This window comes from Sorangium sp. So ce302 (assembly GCF_051530145.1).
GTDB lineage: Bacteria > Myxococcota_A > Polyangia > Polyangiales > Polyangiaceae > Sorangium > Sorangium cellulosum_B.
Genome location: NZ_CP150326.1, coordinates 3,452,594 through 3,472,315 on the forward strand (window position 1 = coordinate 3,452,594; position 19,722 = coordinate 3,472,315).

Consider the following 19,722-nt stretch of genomic DNA (forward strand, 5'->3'; position numbering starts at 1 on the left):
GACCGCCCGATTCCTCGGTAAGAGACGCCGTGCGCGACGCCACCACGCTGGGCGGGCAGCCTGCGCCGCTCGGTCTTCCTCCTCCGAGCGGCGCAGGGCGGGACGAGGCGCGCTCCGCGCTCCTTCCGGGCCGCGTCGTGGCCGGGCGGTACCGGCTCGTGCATCCGCTCGGCCAGGGCGCGATGGGCGAGGTGTGGTGCGCGCACGACAGCGTCCGGCGCTTCGAGGTCGCGCTCAAGTTCCTCGTGCTCCCGCGCCAGAACCTGGCCATCGACGCGATGGAGCGCTTCCGCTTCGAGGCGCAGGTCGCCGCCCAGCTCGGGCGGAAGACCGATTTCATCGTCACGGTGCACGACGCCGGTGAGGATTCCGAGGCGGGCCCGTACCTCGTCATGGAGTGCGTGCGCGGCCGGTCCCTCCGGCAGCTGATCCACGAGCGAGGGCCGGTGCCCGCGGCCGAGCTGGCCGCGCTCCTCCGTCAGATCGGAGAGGCCCTCTCGGTGGCGCACGGCCTCGGGATCGTGCACCGCGACATCAAGCCGTCGAACATCCTGCTCCGCGAGGGGCGCGACGGGCGCCTGCGCGCCAAGGTCGCCGACTTCGGGATCGCCAAGTGGATCCGCCAGGATCTGGCGGCCGATTTCCCCCGCCAGACCGCGGAGGGCGTGGTGCTGGGCACGCCGGGATACCTGAGCCCGGAGCACACGTGCGACGGGCACGCGGACCCGCAGCTCGACATGTGGGCCCTCGCGGTGGTCGCGCACGTTGCGCTCACCGGCCGGCAGCCGTTCGCCGGCCGCACCATCGCCGATGTGCTCTCCTCCATCCTCGCGAGCGCGCGCCCCCCGCTGTCGACGCTGTGCCCCGGCGCGCCGCCGGCGCTGGAGACGTGGTTCGCGCGCGCCTTCGCGCTGGATCCGGCGGAGCGATTCCCCTCCATCGGGCCGATGATCTCCGCCTTCATGGCCGCGGTCGGCCCGTCGGCTGCGCCGATCGCGCCGGCGCCCGCCGCGCCGGTTCGACGGACCACGCTGCACCTCGCGGCGGCTGGCCTCGTCGTGGCGCTCGGGCTGGGGCTTTTGCTCACCACCGCGCTGCCCTCGCAGCGCCTGGAGGCCGCCGCCGAGCTGCGGGTGATCAGCGGCGAGGTGCTCTCCGCCGCCCGCGGCGCGCTCGTGGCGCAGGCGCCCGCGGCACCCCAGGCGGGCGCGACCGCGACGGCTCCCGCGGCCGGGCCCGCGACGACAGCGCCGTCCCCCGTCCCGCCGCCTCCGGAGCCCGCGCCGCTGGCAGCCGCGGCGCCTACCGTCCCGACGCCTCCGGCGTCCACGCCGCGGTCAGCCGCGGCGCGCGCCGTCCCGACGTCTCCGGCGCCCGCGCCGCAGCCAGCCGCGGCGCGCACCGTTCGTGCGCCCGGCGCGCCGGCGAGCACCGGCAAAGCGCCCTCGCGGAAGCGAGACGCAGGCAAACAGAAGAGCGCGATCTTCTGAGCGTCGGCCGCGAAGGGCGCGTCGGCGCCCGCTGGTGGAGCCCCGCGGGGGCCTCCGGCGCGCCGTGATCGCCGGGCCGGCCCGTCATCCAGCGGGCGGGCTGCGAGGGGTCGACCGCGGCCGAGCGAAGAGGCGGAAGAACGTTCGGGCCAGGCGCCTGTCGCCCTGGAGCTCGACCGGCGCCTCGGCGAGCTTCTGGTCACCGAAGACGACCGCCCGCAACGTGGCCGGGTCGGTCGCGATCACGGCGTCCGGCGCGCGCGGAGCGCCCCGCGCGATGGTGATGGTCGCGCGATCGACCTCGATCGAGAACCGCTCTTCGCCGAGCCGGAGCTCGTAGGTCGCGCGGAGGTCAGCTGCCTCGCCCGCGACGAACGTCGCCTCGAGCGCGATCATCAGCGCGTCGACGCTCAGGGCGCCCGCGGGCCGGACGGGCGATCGCGCGCCCCAGCGGCCGAGCTGCACGAGCAGCGGATGGAGCTCGCGGCCCCAGTCCGTGAGCTCGTACGTCGGCGCGCCGACCTTGTGCCGCCGCACGACGCCGCCGCCCTCGAGCTCGCGGAGCCGCTGCGACAGCACGTTGGGGCTCGCGCCGGCAAGCCCGTCGCGGAGATCCGTGAACCGCTTCGGACCGAGCAGGAGCTCGCGCACGATGAGGAGCGCCCACCGCTCGCCGACGAGATCGAGCGCTCGCGCGATGCCGCAGGGATCCCCGTAGCTTCTCAGACCGGTCATGGCGGCCGCATCCTACAGCACTTGCGAAGGAGGACCAAATGGTCCTAAACTAGGACTGACAGACGACGCGGACATCAGGAGGAACAGCATGCGCAAGCTCACCGTCTTCAACCAGATCTCGCTGGACGGTTATTTCTCGGACGGCCACGGCGACATGAGCTGGGCACACAAAGGGGACGCGGAGTGGGGCGCGTTCGCCGCGGAGAACGCGCGCGGCGGGGGCGAGCTCGTCTTTGGCCGGGTCACCTACGAGCTCATGGCGAGCTTCTGGCCCACCCCCGCGGCGCTGGAGCGGGCTCCCGCCGTCGCCGAGCGGATGAACAGCCTGCCGAAGGTCGTCTTCTCGAGGACCCTCGACAGCGCGTCGTGGAACAACACGAGGCTGCTCAAGGGCGATCTCGCGGCAGAGGTGCGCAAGCTGAAGGCGGAGCCCGGGCCTGATATGGTCATCATGGGAAGCGGCAGCATCGTCGCCCAGCTGACCGACGCGCGTCTGGTCGACGCGTACGAGCTCGTCGTGAACGCGATCGTCCTCGGCAGCGGAAGGACGCTGTTCGAGGGGGTCAAGGAGCGGGCGAACCTCCGGCTGAAGAAGACGCGCAGCTTCAGCAACGGGAATGTCGTGCTCTGGTACGATGCGACGGCGTGACAGGGCCTGACGGAGGCGCGCCGCGCCCGCAGGCTGGCTGCGGTCTCCAGGACCCGCGCCGCGGCGAGGGCGTCGTCGCTCGGATCTGTCTGACGGACCGACCTCGGCGCTACCGAGGGTTTCTCGGCACCCGGAACAACGTCACCGTATGCTGGAAGAACGCCGGCGCCGCGACCACTCTCCGGGCCGGATCGAGCCCGAGGTCGTTGATCGCGGTGAGCCCGTCGTCCCTGAAATCACGCACCAGGGTCGAGCTCGTCGACGTGACCCAGTAGACGGCCGGAGGCGCGTTCACCGAGACGAGGTATCCATCCCTGTATCGCTCGATGCCGTCCAGCTTCGCCTCGAGCGTCCCGAACCGCGTGAGCTCCTTGCTCTCGAGATCGAGCATCCAGACCTTGCCCAGCGAGGAAGGAGCCCTGAACGTGCCGAGCGTGACGATGGCCAGCTTGTCGCCGTCCACGAGCAGGCCGTTGGGAACGTTGAGGAGCGGGGACCAGAAGAAGGGGGCGCATCGTTCGTTCTTGCAGCGCCACACGGTGCGGGTGAAGCTGTCGCTGATATAGACGGTGCCATCGTCGGCGAGCGCGAGATCGTTGAGGAAGATCGCGCCGAGCGCCGGGATCCTGCGCACGTCCTTGGTGGCGAGATCGATGATCAAGAGCTCATCCATGTCGGAGGTGTAAAGCTTGCCCTGCGCGACGCGGATGCCCTTGGGCGCGTTCATCCCCGAGAGCCACTTCGCCTCGACGATGCTGCCGCACCGGTCGAGCTTGCTGATCCAGCCGCGACCGTCCTTGAACCTGGGCCTCTCGAGCATCTCGTCAGGTACGCCGGCCATGTTGGCGACGTACCACGCCTCCGTTCCCTCGTCCCAATAGGCGCTCTCCGGCGTCTCGAAGCCGGCATCCAGGCCGCCCACCGTTCGCGGGAAGCGCAGGCAACCGTCGTCCGAGGCATCGCCGTGCGAGAGCGGGGCAGCGGCGGGCGGATCCTCGGCGCGGACAGGCGGATCGTCGGCGGAGCATGCAGGGAGAGCGAACAGCGACAGGAGCGCGATCGCGGCGAGCGGAGAACGGTTCGCGGGCATGGGTTGCCTCCTCGCGGCGGCGCATCGTCGCGAGCACTCGCGGCGATCGCGCCATCACGATGCCCGCCAGGGTAGGCGACGCGACATCAACTCACCTGTCAGGATGGACCGCAATCCAGTCTACGGAGGGCCGCTGTGGCGTCAGCCTCCGTCGAGGGTGGAGTCGCCGCCGCTCGTTGCGCCCTGGATATCGCGCGTGGCGGCGGACCGGCGCTCGAAGGCGGCATGTGTTATGTCGGAGCGCTCGTGCTGGACGACGGCGCGGCGTTCGGGGACCACGCGCGCAAAGGCGCCAAAGTCGAGTCGACGCTCACGGCGAGGCGAGGGCCACCTTCGACAGCGTCTGCTCGACGAGCGTCACCCAGTAGCTCGCGCCGATGGGCAGGATCTCGTCGTTGAAGTCGTAACCAGGGTTGTGCAGCATGCGGCTCTCGCCGGCGACGCCGTTGCCGAGCCAGACATAGGCGCCGGGCCTCTCGCGCAGCATGAACGCGAAGTCCTCGGCGCCCATCGTGGGTTGAATGTCGGTGAGCACCTTGTCGCCGCCGATCACCTGCGTCATCGCCGCGATCGCCATGGCGACCTCCTTCGGTGTGTTGATGATGGGCGGGTAGCGGCGCTCGTACCGCACCGTGACCTTGCAGCCATGAGCGGCGGCGATGCCGTCGCAGATGCGGCGTATGGCGCCCTCGACGAGCGCCTGCACCTCGGGCTTGAGCGCCCGCGCCGAGCCGCGCAGCGTGACCTCATCCGGGAGCACGTTCCACGTGTCGCCGGCGTGGAACTGCGTGACGCTGACCACCGCCGCGTCGACCGGGCTCACGCTGCGGCTCACGATCGCCTGCAGCGCCTGCACGAGCGCGCTCCCCGCGACGATCGCATCGACGCCGTGGTGAGGCATCCCCGCGTGGGCGCCGCGGCCCGTGATCTTGATCTCGAAGATATCGAAGCTCGCCATCATGATCCCGGGCATCACGGCGAACTGGCCGGCGGGAATGCCAGGCCAGTTGTGCATGCCGAAGACGGCCTCCACCGGGAACTTCTCGAACAGGCCGTCTTCGACCATCACGCGGCCGCCCCCCTCGTTCTCCTCGGCGGGCTGGAAGATGAAGTGGACGGTGCCGTCAAAGGCCCTCGTCTCGGCGAGGTGCCTGGCGGCGCCGAGGAGCATCGTCGTGTGTCCGTCGTGGCCGCAGGCGTGCATCCTCCCTTCGTTCCGCGAGCGATGGGCGAACGTGTTCGCCTCGTGGACATGCAGCGCGTCCATGTCCGCCCGGAGCCCGATGGCGCGGCGGCCCGACCCGGCCCTCAGCGTGCCCACGACGCCGGTCTTCGCGAGGCCGCGGTGGACCTCCACGCCGAAGGACGAGAGCTTCTCCGCCACGAAGTCCGAGGTGCGGGCCTCCTCGAACGCGGTCTCGGGGTGGGCGTGGAGGTCACGGCGCCACGCGGTCATTTCAGCGTGGAGGGCGTCGAGTCGATGGATGGCAGGCATGGCGAAGGTCCTAGAGCCCCTTGGCGTCGAAGGTGACGAGCCGGAGCTCGCATGTATACCGCTCGCCGTCCGCGTCCGTCAGCCAGAGCTCATCGATGCACGGCAGCATCTCGGCGACGCTCACCTTCGCCGACGCGTCCAGCTCGCTGGCGCGCCGGAGGATCTTGGCGATGGTGTCCACGAAGATCGGGCTGTCGAGGTCCGCGTAGTACGGCTTGGCCTCGAAGGGCGACTTGAGGAAGATGAACCGCGGCAGCCCGTGCGCGCGCTTCCAGCGCCGCGCCGCGAGCCAGCGAGCGAGCGGCTCCTCCTCGCGCGCGAAGGTCACCTGCGACGCGACGAAGCGCCAGCGCTCTCGCGCGACCACGAGATCGCCGATCTTGAGCCGCGGCGTGTGGTCCTCGGCCGGCAGGACGTCCAGGGCGTTGGTGACCATCGACGAGAGCATCATGCCCATGAAATCGAGGAGGCCGCCGCGGTAGCCGCCGCCCCGCGCGTGGACCTCGAGCGCCCCGTCCTGGTCCACCACGACGAGGTCCGCCACGCGCAGCGTCCGCGCCCGAGGCGCGGGAGAAGGCTCCCGCGAGAACGCATAACGGAAGTCCCCGGAGCCCAGGGCGATCTCGTTGATGCGCTGGCACCATTGCGCCTTTGGCAGCACGGGGATGACGCTCGGGGCCGGGTTGTCGAGCTCCCAGAGATCGATGAGCTCGCGCATCGACGGGTGCTGGAAAGCGAAGCAGGACGCCGTCAGCGTGTGCGTCAGGTGCATCTCGCCCATGACCAGCTCGCACTCCCCCCGGCGTAGGGCCTCCACGTCCTTGGCCGCGATCATCAGATCCGGGCACATATAACGAGCCCTGGCCCAGCCCGGGCGCGGCACGTCGAACGCGCGCTGCACGTCCGGCAGCAGCGCGGCCGGATCCCGCTCGACGGAGCGCGCGCCGGCCGGCACCTGGAGGATCTCGGCCCAGCGGCGCTGCAGCTCGTGCTGCACCTGCCCGACCCACTCCGGCATGCCGCGCATCTCCCGCATCCACGGCTCGCTCTCCGCGAGCGCCTTGTGGAACACCGTGAGCTCGACCGGGCCGCCGCCCTGCTGCGCCGAGAGCCGCTCGAACAGGTCCCGCAGCACCCCGAGGTAACGGCGCCCGACCTCGTAGGTCACCCAGCGGCCGCTGAGCAGCAGGAGCGACAGCGGCGGAGCGAGCTTCTGGAGCAGCGGAGCGCCGATCTCCAGGTCCAGGTCGCGCCTGCAATCCTCGTAGACGAGCGTGCGCGCCGCGTACATTTCTCCATCGGAGCGCGTCGTGGCCGCGCCGGTCAGGCGGTGGAACGTGTCCTCCAGGCGCGTCATGGCGGCGTCGAGCGCCCGGGAGTCGCCGGCCGCGGCGGCGACCTCGTCGCGCGCCCGCTCGATCTCGTCGAGGGGCATGAGCGCGCGCTCGCGGAGCGCCTGATCCTCGATCCCCGCGAGCGCGCGCCGCAGCGCCTCTTCCGGCGACAGCTGGAGCGCGACCTCGAAGTCCCAGGCGATGACGCTCATCGCGCACGCCCTGTCCAGGATCTCGAACACCTCCGCTTCACCGCTGAGCCCGAGCGACGGATCGCTGGCGAGCCGCCGCGCGAGCGCCCTCGCGGTCGTCGCGCCGTCGCAGCCCTCCAGGACCGCAGCCTGCGCCGGCGTGAGCGGCATGGCCCCGACGGACGGCACCTGCAGAGCGCCCCCATCGACGCGGATGTAGGGGAGCAGCCGGGGCGCCGCGAACGGCCTGAGCTCCGGGTCCGAGCTCAACAGCGACGCGATCGCGTCGATGGCCCAGCTCTCGAAGTAGACCTTCCGCGCGGCGAGCAGGCCTGGTCCGGGCCGGGCGGCGATCGCCTCGGGGCCGAGGCCGATCCGGCACCAGCCGATGGGCCCGAAGAAGCCGATGGAGTCGTTCTTGACGCAGTAGCGTTGCAGGTAGGAGGCGACGAGCGCCTCTCTCTGCCGCGTCTTCTTGTCCCGGTGGCCGGGCGGCTTGCGCAGGAGGCCGTCGAGCCCCGTGTGCAGGGCGCGCCGGTTCTGCCAGACCACCGCCTCGCGGAACCGGTCATCCTGCACCGCCGCGCGCAGCGCCTCGCTGACGCGCGCGGTCTCCACCTCGAACGAGCGCTGCAGATCCGCGTGGATCACGCTCTTCGCCGGGGCGGCCCCTCCGGCGTCGAGCGCCCTGTCGAGCAGGGCGGCGGTCAAGGGGGCCGCGAGCGAGAGGATGGTTTGCGCCGCGAACCCCGCGCCGCGAACACACGCGAAAGGCCACAACCCGAACGGTCCTCCGGCCAGCGGCACCAGGTGGCTCGACGCGCCGCCTTCAACGTCTTGCTCGGACGGGCGGCGCGCCTGGCCCTCAATGTCTAAAGCAGGCGCTTCGGCGGCGAGTTTCATCGTGACAGACATGATTTCTCATCCGTGGCATGGAGCCTGGTGCGGGCGACGCCGCGCGTGTCTCACGCGTCGCCCGCGGCCTCCGGGGATCCCGTCTCCGGGGTGCTCGGCGGGGCGACGACCTTGGTCATCTCGGCATGACTTATCTGCGAGAACAGGGACAGGTAAGGCATGAGGAGCGCTCGTGACCACGAGGAGGGGAACCACATGTAGCTGTACAGGGGGTGACCCACCGCGCCGCGGCGTCGCTTCGTCTTCCACGTCCCGCCGCTGAGCCATATCCGCTTGGCGCCGAGCGCCACGGCGCGCTTGATCGGCTCGTAGAAGACGAGGCTGAAATACAGCAGCGAGTCGTCCAGCCCCTGATCCTCGGTGCGGCCCACGCGGTAGACCCAGAGGTCGTCCCCCTTGTGGAGGATCGAGGCGAAGCCGACGACGGTGGAGCCGTTGCGCGCCACGATCGCCTCCGCCCTCGGGCCGAGGTGGCGCTCGAGCCGAGCCCAGAACGATTCCGGGTGACGGAAGTGCTCCTCTCCGTATTTCGAGTACGTCGTCTCGTAGAGGCGCTCGAGATCGCCGCCCAGGGAGCCAAAATTCGGTGTCACGGTGAATTGGACACCGGCCTCGCCGACCTTCCTCATGTCGCGCCGGAAGGACTTTCGCTCCTTGCTCTGGAAGCGCGCGAGGTAGTCGTCGAAGGCCTTGAACTCGGTGTCCAGCCGGTTGTCATAGACGAGGAAGACCTCCTCGAACCCGCTCCCACGCAGCGATCTCCTGAGCTCGGCGCGCTCGGCGTCGACGCCATAGAAGCAGAGCGGCAGCCGCTCTCTGCGCGCCTCCTCCTTGAGCGCGTCGAGCACCGCGCTGTGCACCTCCTGCACCGCCGCCGGATCGACAGGCGCCACGGCGATGCCCCCACGGTAGCTGAGCGGGCTCGCGGCGAGCACCCACCCATCGATCCCCGAGCGGGCCGCCCGCGCGAACGCCCGGTAGGCGTTGACCGCCCGGACGACCCACTGGCTCCAGCGCGCGCTCTCGGGGTTCATCCTGACGAGCTCGTCCTGCCAGGAGACGAAGAAGAACTTCTCCAGCGAATAATGATAGTAGATCGAGCGACTGCGCGTGACGAGGAACGGGCAAACGGCGATGAGGCGGGTCCCCTCGCGCACCAGCACATAACGCAGGGACAGCTCCCCCCGGACGAGCGGCGCCAGATCCAGCGCGTCGAGCATCCGCAGCCAACGGCGATCGAGGAACACGTCGGCGTCCGCCGTGACGTTGTCGAGCTCCGCGTCGTCCACGGAGTCGAGGGATGTGCAGATGGTCGTCGTCAATCTCACCGATGGCGTTCCTTTCGTTGCACCCGAGCGCCGCGAAGAGGCGCGCCGGCCCCGCGCGGGGCCGGCATGGGGCCGGTCCATGCCCGGCGCCGGCCCGCTCAGGGCGCCTCGCGCCGGGCCCGCTCGATGAGCGCGCGGAGCTTCCGGGCGACAGGCTCGACGCCGGGCGCCTGCAGGATCGAATAGTGGTCGCCCCGCACGCGCTCGACCTCGACGCCCGAGGGCGCCAGCCGCCGCCAGGTTTTCACCGCATCAGGCGACGAAGCCCGCCCGTCGATGGCCTGGAAGACCGTGATAGTCCCGCCGTACGGTCCGGGCTCATAACCATAGAGCGCCTTCATGTTGCTCATGAAGACACGGCGCAGCGCCGGCAGCGCCTCCTCGGGGGGCGGGCTGCCGCCGGCGATCCGGGCCAGATCGTGGTCGAACAGGGCGTGAAGGAGGTGATCCGTGTCCGCAGGCGGCGCCCCGGGCCGGACGCCCTCGACCTGCGCGTCGATGAGCGCGAGCACCTCCACGCGCTGCTCGCTGCGCTCGAGCTGCCGCGCCATCTCGAACGCGACGACGCCTCCCATCGACCAGCCGCCGAGCAGGTAAGGCCCCGACGGCTGCACCGACCGCACCGCGCTCACGTAGAGCGCCGCCATCTCCTCCACGCTGGCCGGCGCCGCCTGGGCCCCGTCCAGCCCCGGGGACTGCAGCCCGTAGAACGGCTGCTCCGCGCCGAGCTGCCGCGCGAGCTCGCGGTAGCACAGGACGTTACCCCCCACGGGGTGGACGCAGAAGAACGGCCGCCGCTCGGCGCCGGGCGTGATCGTCACGAGCGGCGAGCTCGGATCGAGGCGCCGCTCATCGCGGAGGAGCGCGGCGAGGCGCTCCACCGTCCCCCCCTGGAACAGCGCCGCGAGCGGCAGCCGCTGGCCGATGCGCGCCTGGATCTCCGCCATGAGCCGCACGGCCAGGAGCGAGTGGCCGCCGAGATCGAAGAAGTCGTCCCGGACGCCCACGCGCTCCGCGCCCAGCACCGCGGCCCAGATCGCCGCGAGATCTCGCTCCAGCGCGTCCCTCGGCGCGACGAAGCTCTCCGCCGCGCCGCTCCGATCGGGCGGCGGGAGCGCCTTGCGATCGACCTTGCCGTTCGCGTTGAGCGGCAGCGCGTCGAGCAGCATGACGAACGCGGGCACCATGTACTCGGGCAGGAGCTCCCTTGCGTGCTCCTTCAGCAGGGCGGCGGAGCTCGGCGAGCCCGCGGCCGGCACCACGTACGCCACGAGCTGCTTGTCCCCTGGCCGGTCCTCCCTGGCCACGACGACCGCCTCGGCCACGCCGGGATGCCGCTTGAGCGCCGACTCGATCTCGGCAAGCTCGATCCTGAAACCCCTCACCTTGACCTGGTGGTCCAGCCGGCCGAGGAACTGGAGCTCACCGCTCGGCAGGTACCGCGCGAGGTCGCCGGTCTTGTACATGCGGGCCCCGGGCAGGGGGGAGAACGGATCGGGCAGGAACACGTCGGCCGTACGCCGGGGATCCCGCAGGTAGCCGCGCCCCACGCCGACACCGCCAACGAACAGCTCGCCAGGAACCCCGATCGGCGCGGGCTGACCCCGCCGATCGAGGAGGTAGAGGCGCATGTTCGCGACCGAGCGCCCGATGGGGACGTGCGCCGCGGTGGGCACCTCCCGCACGCGGTGATGCGTCACGTCGTCGGAGCACTCGGTGGGACCGTACGCGTTGAGGAGCGGGACCCCGGGATAGGCGTCGATCCACTGCGCGCACAGCTCCGGCGGCAGCGCCTCTCCGGTGGCCACCATCCATCGGAGCCCCGCCAGCAGCGGCGCGCGCTCCATCGACCGCGCCTCCGCCAGCACCGCGCGAAGCATGGAAGGGACCAGCTCCACGATCGAGATGCCATGCTCCTCGATCGCGGCGAGCAGCCGGGCGGGATCCCGGACGACCTCCTCTCCCAGGATGTGAACGCGACCACCGAGGAGGAGCGCGACGAGGAACTGCCAGACCGAGATGTCGAAGCACTGAGAGGCGGTCTCCGCGACGCAGTCCTCCGCGGTGAGCTCGAGATCTTGCACCTTCGCGAAGAGGTGGTTGAGCATGCCGCGGTGCTCGACCATCGCCCCCTTGGGAGCTCCCGTCGAGCCCGACGTGTAGATGACATAGGCGAGGTTCGACGGGCGAGCGTGGGGCAGCGGAGCTCGCGCTATCTCGGCGCCCGGCGTGAGCGCCTCCTCGAGGTGAATGACCTGCGGCGCGGCCGCCATCCCCTCTAGGGCGCGCCGCAGCGCGGCCTCGAGCGGCCCTGAGACGAGCACGCGCCGCGCGCCGCTGCTCTCCAGCACCTGAGCGATCCTGTGAGGCGGGTGGAACGGATCGAGCGGCAGGTAGGCGCTCCCGGCCTTCCACACGCCGAGCATCCCGCCGAGGAAGTCGAGGCCGCGCTCCGCGAGCAGCGCGATCACCTCGTCCGGCCCCGCGCCGTGACGCACGAGCGCGCGGGCGAGGGCGTCCGCGCGCTCGTCGAGGGCCCGGTAGCTCAACGAGGCGCCGCCCTCGCCCACCGCGGCGATCGCGCCCGGCGTCCGCTCCACCTGGGCCTCGAAGAGCGTCGTGAAGCACTCCTCCTCGGGGAACGGCATCTCGGTGCGGGTCCAGTCGTCGAGGAGGGTCCGCCGCTCGTCGGCGGGCAGGAGCGGCAGCGACGAGATCGGGCGGGTCGGGTCGCGCACGATCCCCTCGAGCAGCTGCTCGAGGTGCGCCGCCATCCGGGCGATCGTGGGCGGATCGAAGAGATCGGCGTTGTACTCGATGTGCCCCCCGAGCTGCTGATCCGCCTCCGTCAGCGCCAGGGTCAGGTCGAACATCGCTGTTCCGGTGAAGACCTCCTCGGTCTCCAGCGCCTCGGCCCGCGAGGCGCCGGTGGGATCCTGCAGGATGAACATGACCTGGAAGAGGGGGGCGTGGGCGCGGCTCCGCGCCGGGTTCAGCTCCTCCACCAGCTTGTCGAACGGCAGATCTTGATGCGCGTACGCCTCCAGCGCTGTCCGGTGCACCCGCTTGAGCAGATCGAGGAAGCTCGGATCGCCGGAGAGGTCCACGCGCAACGCGACGGTGTTGAGGAAGAAGCCGATGAGCCCGTCGAGCTCCTGCCTGCTCCGCCCGGCCACGGGGGAGCCCACGACGATGTCCTGCTGCCCCGAATAGCGGTGGAGCAGCACCTGGAAGGCCGCAAGGAGCGTCATGAACAGCGTCACCGCCTCGCGCCGGCTGAGCGCCTTGAGCGCCTCGGTCATCGCCGTGGAGACGCGGATCGCGTGCCGCCCGCCGCGGTAGCTCAGCACCGGCGGCCGCGGGCGGTCGGACGGCAGCTCGAGCACGGCGGGGACGCCGGCGAGCGCCTTTTTCCAGTAGGAGAGCTGCGCCGCGAGCGACTCCTCGCTCAGCCACTGCCGCTGGCTCACGGCGAAGTCGGCGTACTGGATCGGCAGCTCGGGCAGGGGAGAGGGCCGGCCGCTGGAGAACGCCTGGTAGAGCGCCGTGATCTCGCGGGCGAGCACCCCGAGCGACCAGCCGTCCGTGATGATGTGGTGGAGCGCCACGACCAGCACGTCCTCGGCGTCGCGGAGGCGCAGCAGCTCGACGCGCAGGAGCGGCCCCTCGTCGAGATCGAACGGCTCGAGCGCCAGCCGGAGGTGCCGCTCGCGGGCCGCGTCCATCCGCGCGTCCGGCCGCAAGCCCCGCAGATCGGTGACCGGCACCGGGACCTTCGCCGGCGGGGCGATGCGCTGGATCGGCCGCCCGTCGACGCTCGGGAAGCTCGTTCGCAGGATCTCGTGCCTCCTCGACAGCTCCGTCACGCTCCGCTCGAGGGCGGCCGGGTCGATGGCCGACGAGAACCGCACGCTCCACGCCACGTTCTGCGCGACGCTCTCGGGGCTCAGCTGGTGCAGGAACCACATGCGCTCCTGCGCGAGCGAGAGGGGCAGCGGCCCCGCTCGCTCGACGCGCCGGAGCGGCAGGAGCTCGGCGGCGCCGGCGCTCGCCTCGATGTGCCGGGCGATCGCCGCCACGGTGGGCGACTGGAAGATGAGCCCGAGCGGCAGATCGACGCCGAAGGCGCTCCTCAGCCGGGCCACCACCTGGGTCGCGAGGAGCGAGTGCCCGCCGAGCGCGAAGAAGTCGTCCTCGACGCCCACCCCGGGTACGCCGAGCGCCTCGGCCCAGATCTGCGCGACGCGGCCCTCGACCTCGGTGCGCGGCGCGACGAAGGTCGAGCTGGCCATCGCGTGCTCCCCCGAGGGCCGCGGGAGCGCCTTGCGATCGATCTTGCCGTTCGCCGTGAGCGGGAGCGAGCTCAGCGCCACGACGACCGACGGGACCATGTAGTCCGGCAGCCGATCGCGCACGAAGCGCTTGATCTCCGCCTCGTCCACGGACCGCTCCGGCGCGGGTACGACGTAGGCCACGAGCCGCCGGTCCCCAGGGGTGTCCTCGCGGACCGAGACCACCGCGAGCGCGACCGCCTCGTGCTGCGCGAGCATCGCCTCGATCTCGCCGAGCTCGATGCGGAAGCCCCGCAGCTTGACCTGGTGGTCCGTGCGGCCGAGGAACTCGACGGTGCCGTCCGGCAGCCATCGCACCCGGTCCCCCGTCCGGTACATGCGCGCCCCCGCGTCGCCGGAGAAAGGATCTGGCAGGAACCGCTCCGCGGTCAGCGCCGGGCGTGACAGGTAACCTCGCGTGACGCCCTCGCCGCCGATGTACAGCTCCCCCTGCACGCCGACAGGCACCAGCTGGAGGTGGCGATCGCAGACGTAAAGCGCTGTGTTGTCGATGGGCCGCCCGATGGACGCCCACCCCGTCCCGGCCGCCCGCTCGACGAGGTGCGTGGAGGACCAGATCGTCGTCTCCGTGGGGCCGTACATGTTGAGCAGCGCGCCAGGGAACGTCTTGCGGATCTCCTCGACGAGATCGAAAGGCAGCGGCTCACCGCCGAGGAGCAGCGCGCGCAGGCTGGACAGGGCAGCTGCCGCCGAGGGCTCCAGCATCATGCCGCGCAGCAGCGACGGCGTGCACTGGAGGTAATCCACCTGATAACGCTCGATCTGCCGCGGCGCCGAGGTGTCCTCCAGGCTCCGCCGGTCCTCTCGCTCGCTCAGGCGCTTCAGCTCGTCGAGGTACGGCAGGCTCGCGAGCACGGCGTCGGGTTCGACGCCGAAGTCGATGAGGCAGCCGATCTCGTCGACCCCGATCTCCTTGAGCTGGGCGACCCGCTCCAGGCAGTCGCTCGGCGTCCCGAACAGGCCGCTCGTCTCGACGTACCTCTCGAAGGCGTGGGAGACGAGCATGTCGAGGTCCTCCTCGCGGACAGCGCTGTCCAGATCGATGCCCAGGCTGCGGCCGAGCCCCCTCATCAGATCGGCCGAGCTGCGCAGGTAGCTGCGGAACGGCGCGCTGATCCGGGCGCGCACCAGATCGGCGTCCCGCTCGACGAAGGTGTGGAGCATGAGCGTGACGTGCCCCTCGCCCTCGTGCCCCGCGCGGCGGCGCGCCTCGCGGTAGATCGCGATCCGCTCCGCGAGATCATCGATGCTCTGGCCGAGCAGGTGCGTGAGGATGTTCATCCCGCCCCGGCCCGCGGCCTCGAAGGTCTCCGGGTTGCCCGCCGCCGTCAGCCAGACGGGCAGCTCGCGCTGCACCGGCTGCGGCCGGATCTGGATCTCCGTCGGTGTCCCCGCGCCGTCCGGGAACGTCAGCCGCTCGCCGCGCCAGAGCCTGCGGACAGCGTCGATGCCTTCCAGCATGATCCGCTTCCGGTCCGCGTACCGCTCCGGGGCCAGGACGAAGTCGCGCGCGTGCCAGCCTGACGCGAAGGAGACGCCGACGCGGCCGCGCGAGATGTTGTCGAGGAGCGCCCACTCCTCCGCGATCCTGACCGGGTGGTGCAGCGGGAGGACGACGCTGCCGGCGCGGATCGCGACCCGCTCCGTCATGGCCGCTATCGCCGCGCCGACGACCGATGGATTGGGGTACAGACCGCCGAACGCGTGGAAGTGGCGCTCGGGCGTCCACACGGCCATGAAGCCGTGGCGGTCCGCGAACTTGGCTCCTTCCCAGAGGAGCCGATACCGGTCGCCGCCGCCCTGGTCGGCGTCATCGGCGAAGTAGAAGAGGCTGAAGCCGAGCGGCCGGCGCGCGCCGGGGCGGCCCTTCACCTGCCGCCGCGGCGCCCGGTGCCGCTGCTCGCCCTGGAGGACCACCGTCAGGCCGCGTGTGAGCGTCCACAGGAGCTCCAGCACGGAGATATCGAAGGAGATGCTCGTGACCGCGAGCCAGCGCGCCCCCGGAGCGACGGGAGCGACTGGCCCGAGCGCTCGATCCATCGCGCTGAAGAAGTTCGCGACGCTCCGGTGGGGCACGACGACGCCCTTGGGCTTCCCCGTCGAGCCCGACGTGTAGATGACGTACGCGGCGTTGCCCGGGCGTGCGCCGGCCGCGGGCGGCGCGCCCGCCTCCGGCCGGCCCTGGCCCCTGCCGAGCATCACCGCGCGCGCCTTCGAGCCCGCGAGCCGCGTCGTGAGGTGCTCTTCGGTCACGACCACCGGCGCGCCGGCGTCGTCGAGCATGTAGCCGATGCGGTCCGAGGGGTACGAGGGATCGAGCGGCAGGTACGCGCCGCCCGCCTTCAGGACGCCGAGCAGCCCCACGAGCATGTCGATCGACCGCTCCGCGCAGAGGCCCACGATCACCTCGGGCCCGACGCCGAGCGATCGCAGCTCGCCCGCGAGCGCGCCCGCCCGCGCGTCGAGCTCGCGGTACGTGATCTCTTCGCCCTCGAAGACGCACGCGGTCGCGTCCGGTGTCCGGCGGACCTGGGCGCTGAATTGCTCATGAATGCACGCGTCGGTCCACGCCGCGCGCGTCGCGTTCCAGCCCGACGTGACGAGCCGCAGCTCGTCCTCGTCCATCACGGTGGCCTCGGACAGGCGGCGATCGGGGCTCGACGCCGCCGACAGCAGCAGCGCGCCGAGGCGCGAGGCCATCCGGGCGATCGACGCGCCGTCGAAGAGATCGGCGCTGTACTCGAAGTACCCCTCGAACCCGTCCTCGCCGCTCCTCAGGGAGAGGGTGAGGTCCACCATCGAGGTGCCCGGATCGATCTCGGCCGGGCGCGCCTCGAGCCCCGGCAGCGCCGGGAGATCGACCTCCCGGTCCGGGAGCAAGATCAACATCGCCTGGAACAGCGGCGAGAAGCTCTGGCTGCGCGCCGGCCGCAGGTGCTCGACGACCCGCTCGAAGGGCACGTCCTGGTCCGCGTAGGCCTCGACCGCGACGTCGCGCACCTGCGAGAGCAGCTCCCGGAAGGTCCGGGCGCGGGACAGATCGACCCGCAGGACGACGGTGTTCGTGAACATGCCGAACAGCCCGCTCAGCTCCGGCGGGCGGCCGGCGACGGCGGAGCCGACGCACACGTCGTCCTGGCCCGAGCAGCGCCCCAGCAAGAGCGCGAAGCCGGCGAGCAGCGCCATGTACGGGGTGACGCCCTCCTGCCGGCAGATCGCCTCCAGGGCCTCGCGGAGAGCGCGGGGGAAGCGCACCGGCAACCTCGCGCCCCGGTAGGTCTGCGCCGCGGGTCGAGGGCGGTCCGTCGGCAGCTCGAGCAGCTCTGGCGCGCCGGCCAGCCTCGCGCCCCAGCGCGTGAGCTGATCCGCGGCGACGCCGCCGTCGAGGCGCTCGTGCTTCCAGAGGACGTAGTCGGCGTACCCCAGCGGCAGATCCGCGAGCCCGGGCGGAAGCCCTCGCGAGAAGGCCCCGTAAAGCGCCGACAGCTCCCGGGCGAGGACCCCGAAGGACCAGCCGTCCGCCACGAGGTGGTGGGCCACGACGAGGAGCACGTGCCGCCGCGGCTCGATGCGCAGGAGCGTGGCGCGCGCGAGCGGGCCGCGCGCGAGCTGGAACGGGCGCCGCGCCTCCTCGCGCGACCGCCGCTGCGCCTCGACCTCCCGGGCGGACAGCGGCAGGCCCGTCAGGTCCACGATCTCGAGCGGCAGCGCCCCCTCCGCCGCGATCACCTGGACCGGCTTCCCGTCTCGCTCCTCGATGCTCGCGCGCAGCGGCTCGTGGCGGCGCGCGATCGCGTCGAGCGCGCGCTGCAGCGCCGCCACGTCGAGCTCGCCGGAGAGATCCACGGCGACAGGGAGGTTGTAGACGGGGTTGTCGGGATCGAGCTGCGCCAGGAACCACAGGCGCTGCTGCACGGGCGCGAGCGGCAGCGGGCCCGGCGCTCTCCGGGCCGTCAGCGCGGGCGTCAGCCCTCCCGCCGGCCGCGCCGCCGCCGCGCGCTGCGCGGCCACGTGCCGCGCGAGCGCGTCCGGGCTCGGACCCCGCAGGAGCACCTCGAGCGGCACCGGCGCGCCGAGCTCCTGCTCGAGGCTCGAGGACAGCTCGACAGCGCGCAGCGAATCCAGGCCGTAGCGGGTGATCGGCGCCTCCGGATCGAGCCCGCCCGCGGGCCCGCCGAGCGCCCTCGCGAGGTAACCGCAGAGCCACGAGCGCAGCTCCTCCACGGTCGCCGCGTCGCTCCGGGGCGCCGCGCGCGGCGGCGCCGGCTGGATCGCGGGCGCCGCGGCCGCACCCGCGTCCGCGTCCAGGCGCGCGCCGCTCCTCACCTCGTCGGCGCGCCAGAGCAGCTCGGTCTGGAGCTCTCCACCGAGGAACGCCGCGCGGCACGCGTGTCGCTGGATCTTGCCGCTGGAGGTCTTGGGAATGCTGCCCGGCGGGAGGAGCGCCACCGCATGCGGCTGCAGGTCGTGCTCCATGGCCAGCCGCTCCCGGATCGCCCCGATCGCCGCCTCGCAGGCCGAGAGGCGCGCGCGCAGGTCTCGCTCCTTCCGGACGTCGATCTCCAGCACGACGGCGAGCCGCTCCTCGCCGTCGACCTCCACCGCGAACGCCGCCGAGCACCCCGACCGGATCGCCGGGTGGCTCTGCTCGACGGTGAGCTCGATGTCCTGCGGGTAGTGGTTGCGGCCGCGGAGGATGATCAGGTCCTTGCGCCGCCCTGTGACGAAGAGCTCTCCGTCCCTCAGGAAGCCCAGGTCGCCCGTGCGGAGGAACTCGCCCGGCTCGCCGGTCGCGAGCCGCGCGCGGAAGGTGCCCTTCGTCTCATCGGCGCGACCCCAGTAGCCCTGGGCCACGCTGGGACCACGGAGCCAGATCTCGCCCACGTGCCCAGCGGGGCAGGCGGTGAGCGCCTCGGGGTGCACGACGACGAGCTCCTGGTCCGGCAGCGAGCGGCCGCAGCCGACGAGCAGCCGCGCCCCCGCCTCACCGGCGGCCGCCTCCTCGGCGCGCCCCTGCTCCAGCGCCGCCGCGCTCGAGGCGCCCACGAGGGGGCCGCTGCCCGCTTTCCCGCCGGAGACGATGAGCGTCCCCTCCGCGAGCCCGTAGCAGGGATAGAAGGCCGCCTTCCTGAACCCGCACGGCCCGAAGGCCGCCGCGAACCGATCGAGGGTCTCCGGCCGCACCGGCTCCGCGCCGCAGAAGGCGACCTCCCACGAGCGCAGATCGAGCGAGCGCCGATCCTCGGGCGAGCTCTTGCGAACGCACAGCTCGAAGGCGAAGTTCGGGCCGCCGCTGATGGTGGCTCCTTCCTCCGAGATGGCCTGCAGCCACCGCAAGGGATGCCGCAGGAACGTCAGCGGGGACATCAGCGCCACGTTGAACCCGTGATACAGCGGCTCGAGGATGCCGCCGATGAGCCCCATATCGTGGTAGGGCGGCAGCCATATCACCCCTGTGCTGCCCCGGTGCGCGCCGAAGCACCGTGAGATGCTCTCCAGGTTGTGCAGCAGGTTGCGGTGGCTCAGCATCACCCCCTTCGGGGTGCCCGTGGATCCCGACGTGTACTGGAGGAAAGCCAGCGACGCCGGGCCGAGCGCCGGCGGCCGAAAGGCGCCCTGGCCCTCCGCCGGCAGCTCGTCGGTCGCGACCCAGCGCGCCGCGCCGAGCTCCGGCGCGCGCTCGAACAGGTGCACGGCCATCGACGTGATCGCGCCCGTGGAGAGCACCAGCCCGGCCCGCGCGTCCTTCAGGATGGCGCTCAGCCGCGGCAGCGTCCGCTCGATGCGCGCCGGATCCGGCGGGTACGCCGGCACGGCGACGAGCCCCGCATAGACGCAGCCGAAGAAGGCGACGATGTACTCGAGCCCAGGCTCGTAGAGCAGGATCGCCCGCTCTCCGGGCTCCGCGACCTGGCGGAGCGCGGAGGCGACCTGGCGGGCGCGGCGGGCGAGGTCGGCGTAGCTCATGCGAGCCACGATCTTCCCGCTGTCGTCGCGGAAGCTGTATCCGCACGTCTCGGCGCTCCGCGCCTCGAGCAGATCGATCAGTGTGGCGTACCGCGGTTGCTGTTCGAGCGTCGTCATCTACAAGCTACCTCTGTTACAGACGGCATGGTCACGCAGGCGACATCGAGCTTCCTGAT

The 19,722-nt window shown here is 71.8% G+C and carries 8 protein-coding genes; 2 read left to right on the forward strand and 6 right to left on the reverse strand.

Going from position 1 to position 19,722, the window contains the following annotated elements:
• Window positions 1–29 precede the first annotated feature (29 nt).
• Window positions 30–1,490, forward strand: coding sequence for a serine/threonine-protein kinase (locus WME73_RS13345; RefSeq protein ID WP_437915951.1), 1,461 nt, complete (start codon window positions 30–32; stop codon window positions 1,488–1,490).
• 84 nt (window positions 1,491–1,574) lie between these two features.
• Here the strand turns inward: WME73_RS13345 and WME73_RS13350 are convergent, their stop codons facing one another.
• On the reverse strand, window positions 1,575–2,225 hold the full coding sequence (locus WME73_RS13350; RefSeq protein WP_437915953.1) for a winged helix-turn-helix transcriptional regulator: 651 nt from the start codon (window positions 2,223–2,225) through the stop codon (window positions 1,575–1,577).
• An 88-nt stretch (window positions 2,226–2,313) separates the two neighbouring features.
• On the opposite strand from WME73_RS13350, the gene WME73_RS13355 reads away from it, so the two are divergent.
• The gene (locus WME73_RS13355) at window positions 2,314–2,874 is read left to right on the forward strand and encodes a dihydrofolate reductase family protein (protein WP_437915954.1); all 561 of its coding nucleotides are present in this window, start codon (window positions 2,314–2,316) and stop codon (window positions 2,872–2,874) included.
• A gap of 109 nt (window positions 2,875–2,983) precedes the next feature.
• On the opposite strand, the gene WME73_RS13360 is transcribed toward WME73_RS13355, so the two are convergent.
• From WME73_RS13360 to WME73_RS13380, 5 genes are all read right to left on the reverse strand, one after another.
• On the reverse strand, window positions 2,984–3,964 hold the full coding sequence (locus tag WME73_RS13360; protein WP_437915956.1) for a hypothetical protein: 981 nt from the start codon (window positions 3,962–3,964) through the stop codon (window positions 2,984–2,986).
• A gap of 310 nt (window positions 3,965–4,274) precedes the next feature.
• The gene (locus WME73_RS13365) at window positions 4,275–5,459 is read right to left on the reverse strand and encodes a M20 aminoacylase family protein (protein ID WP_437915957.1); all 1,185 of its coding nucleotides are present in this window, start codon (window positions 5,457–5,459) and stop codon (window positions 4,275–4,277) included.
• A 10-nt stretch (window positions 5,460–5,469) separates the two neighbouring features.
• Window positions 5,470–7,764 carry a lantibiotic dehydratase gene (locus WME73_RS13370; protein ID WP_437915958.1) on the reverse strand — a complete coding sequence of 765 codons (2,295 nt, stop codon included), beginning with the start codon at window positions 7,762–7,764 and terminating at the stop codon, window positions 5,470–5,472.
• Window positions 7,765–7,949: 185 nt separating this feature from the next.
• Complete coding sequence (locus WME73_RS13375) at window positions 7,950–9,188, reverse strand: peptidogalycan biosysnthesis protein (RefSeq protein WP_437915959.1); 1,239 nt, start codon at window positions 9,186–9,188, stop codon at window positions 7,950–7,952.
• 137 nt (window positions 9,189–9,325) lie between these two features.
• On the reverse strand, window positions 9,326–19,663 hold the full coding sequence (locus tag WME73_RS13380) for an amino acid adenylation domain-containing protein (RefSeq protein WP_437915960.1): 10,338 nt from the start codon (window positions 19,661–19,663) through the stop codon (window positions 9,326–9,328).
• Window positions 19,664–19,722 lie beyond the last annotated feature (59 nt).

What these genes read in the sequence shown, in the direction of transcription:
- WME73_RS13380 (WP_437915960.1), bottom strand. Translation starts at nt 19,663, where the DNA reads ATGACGACGCTCGAACAGCAACCGCGGTACGCCACACTGATCGATCTG.
- WME73_RS13355 (WP_437915954.1), top strand. Translation starts at nt 2,314, where the DNA reads ATGCGCAAGCTCACCGTCTTCAACCAGATCTCGCTGGACGGTTATTTC.
- WME73_RS13365 (WP_437915957.1), bottom strand. Translation starts at nt 5,459, where the DNA reads ATGCCTGCCATCCATCGACTCGACGCCCTCCACGCTGAAATGACCGCG.
- WME73_RS13350 (WP_437915953.1), bottom strand. Translation starts at nt 2,225, where the DNA reads ATGACCGGTCTGAGAAGCTACGGGGATCCCTGCGGCATCGCGCGAGCG.
- WME73_RS13360 (WP_437915956.1), bottom strand. Translation starts at nt 3,964, where the DNA reads ATGCCCGCGAACCGTTCTCCGCTCGCCGCGATCGCGCTCCTGTCGCTG.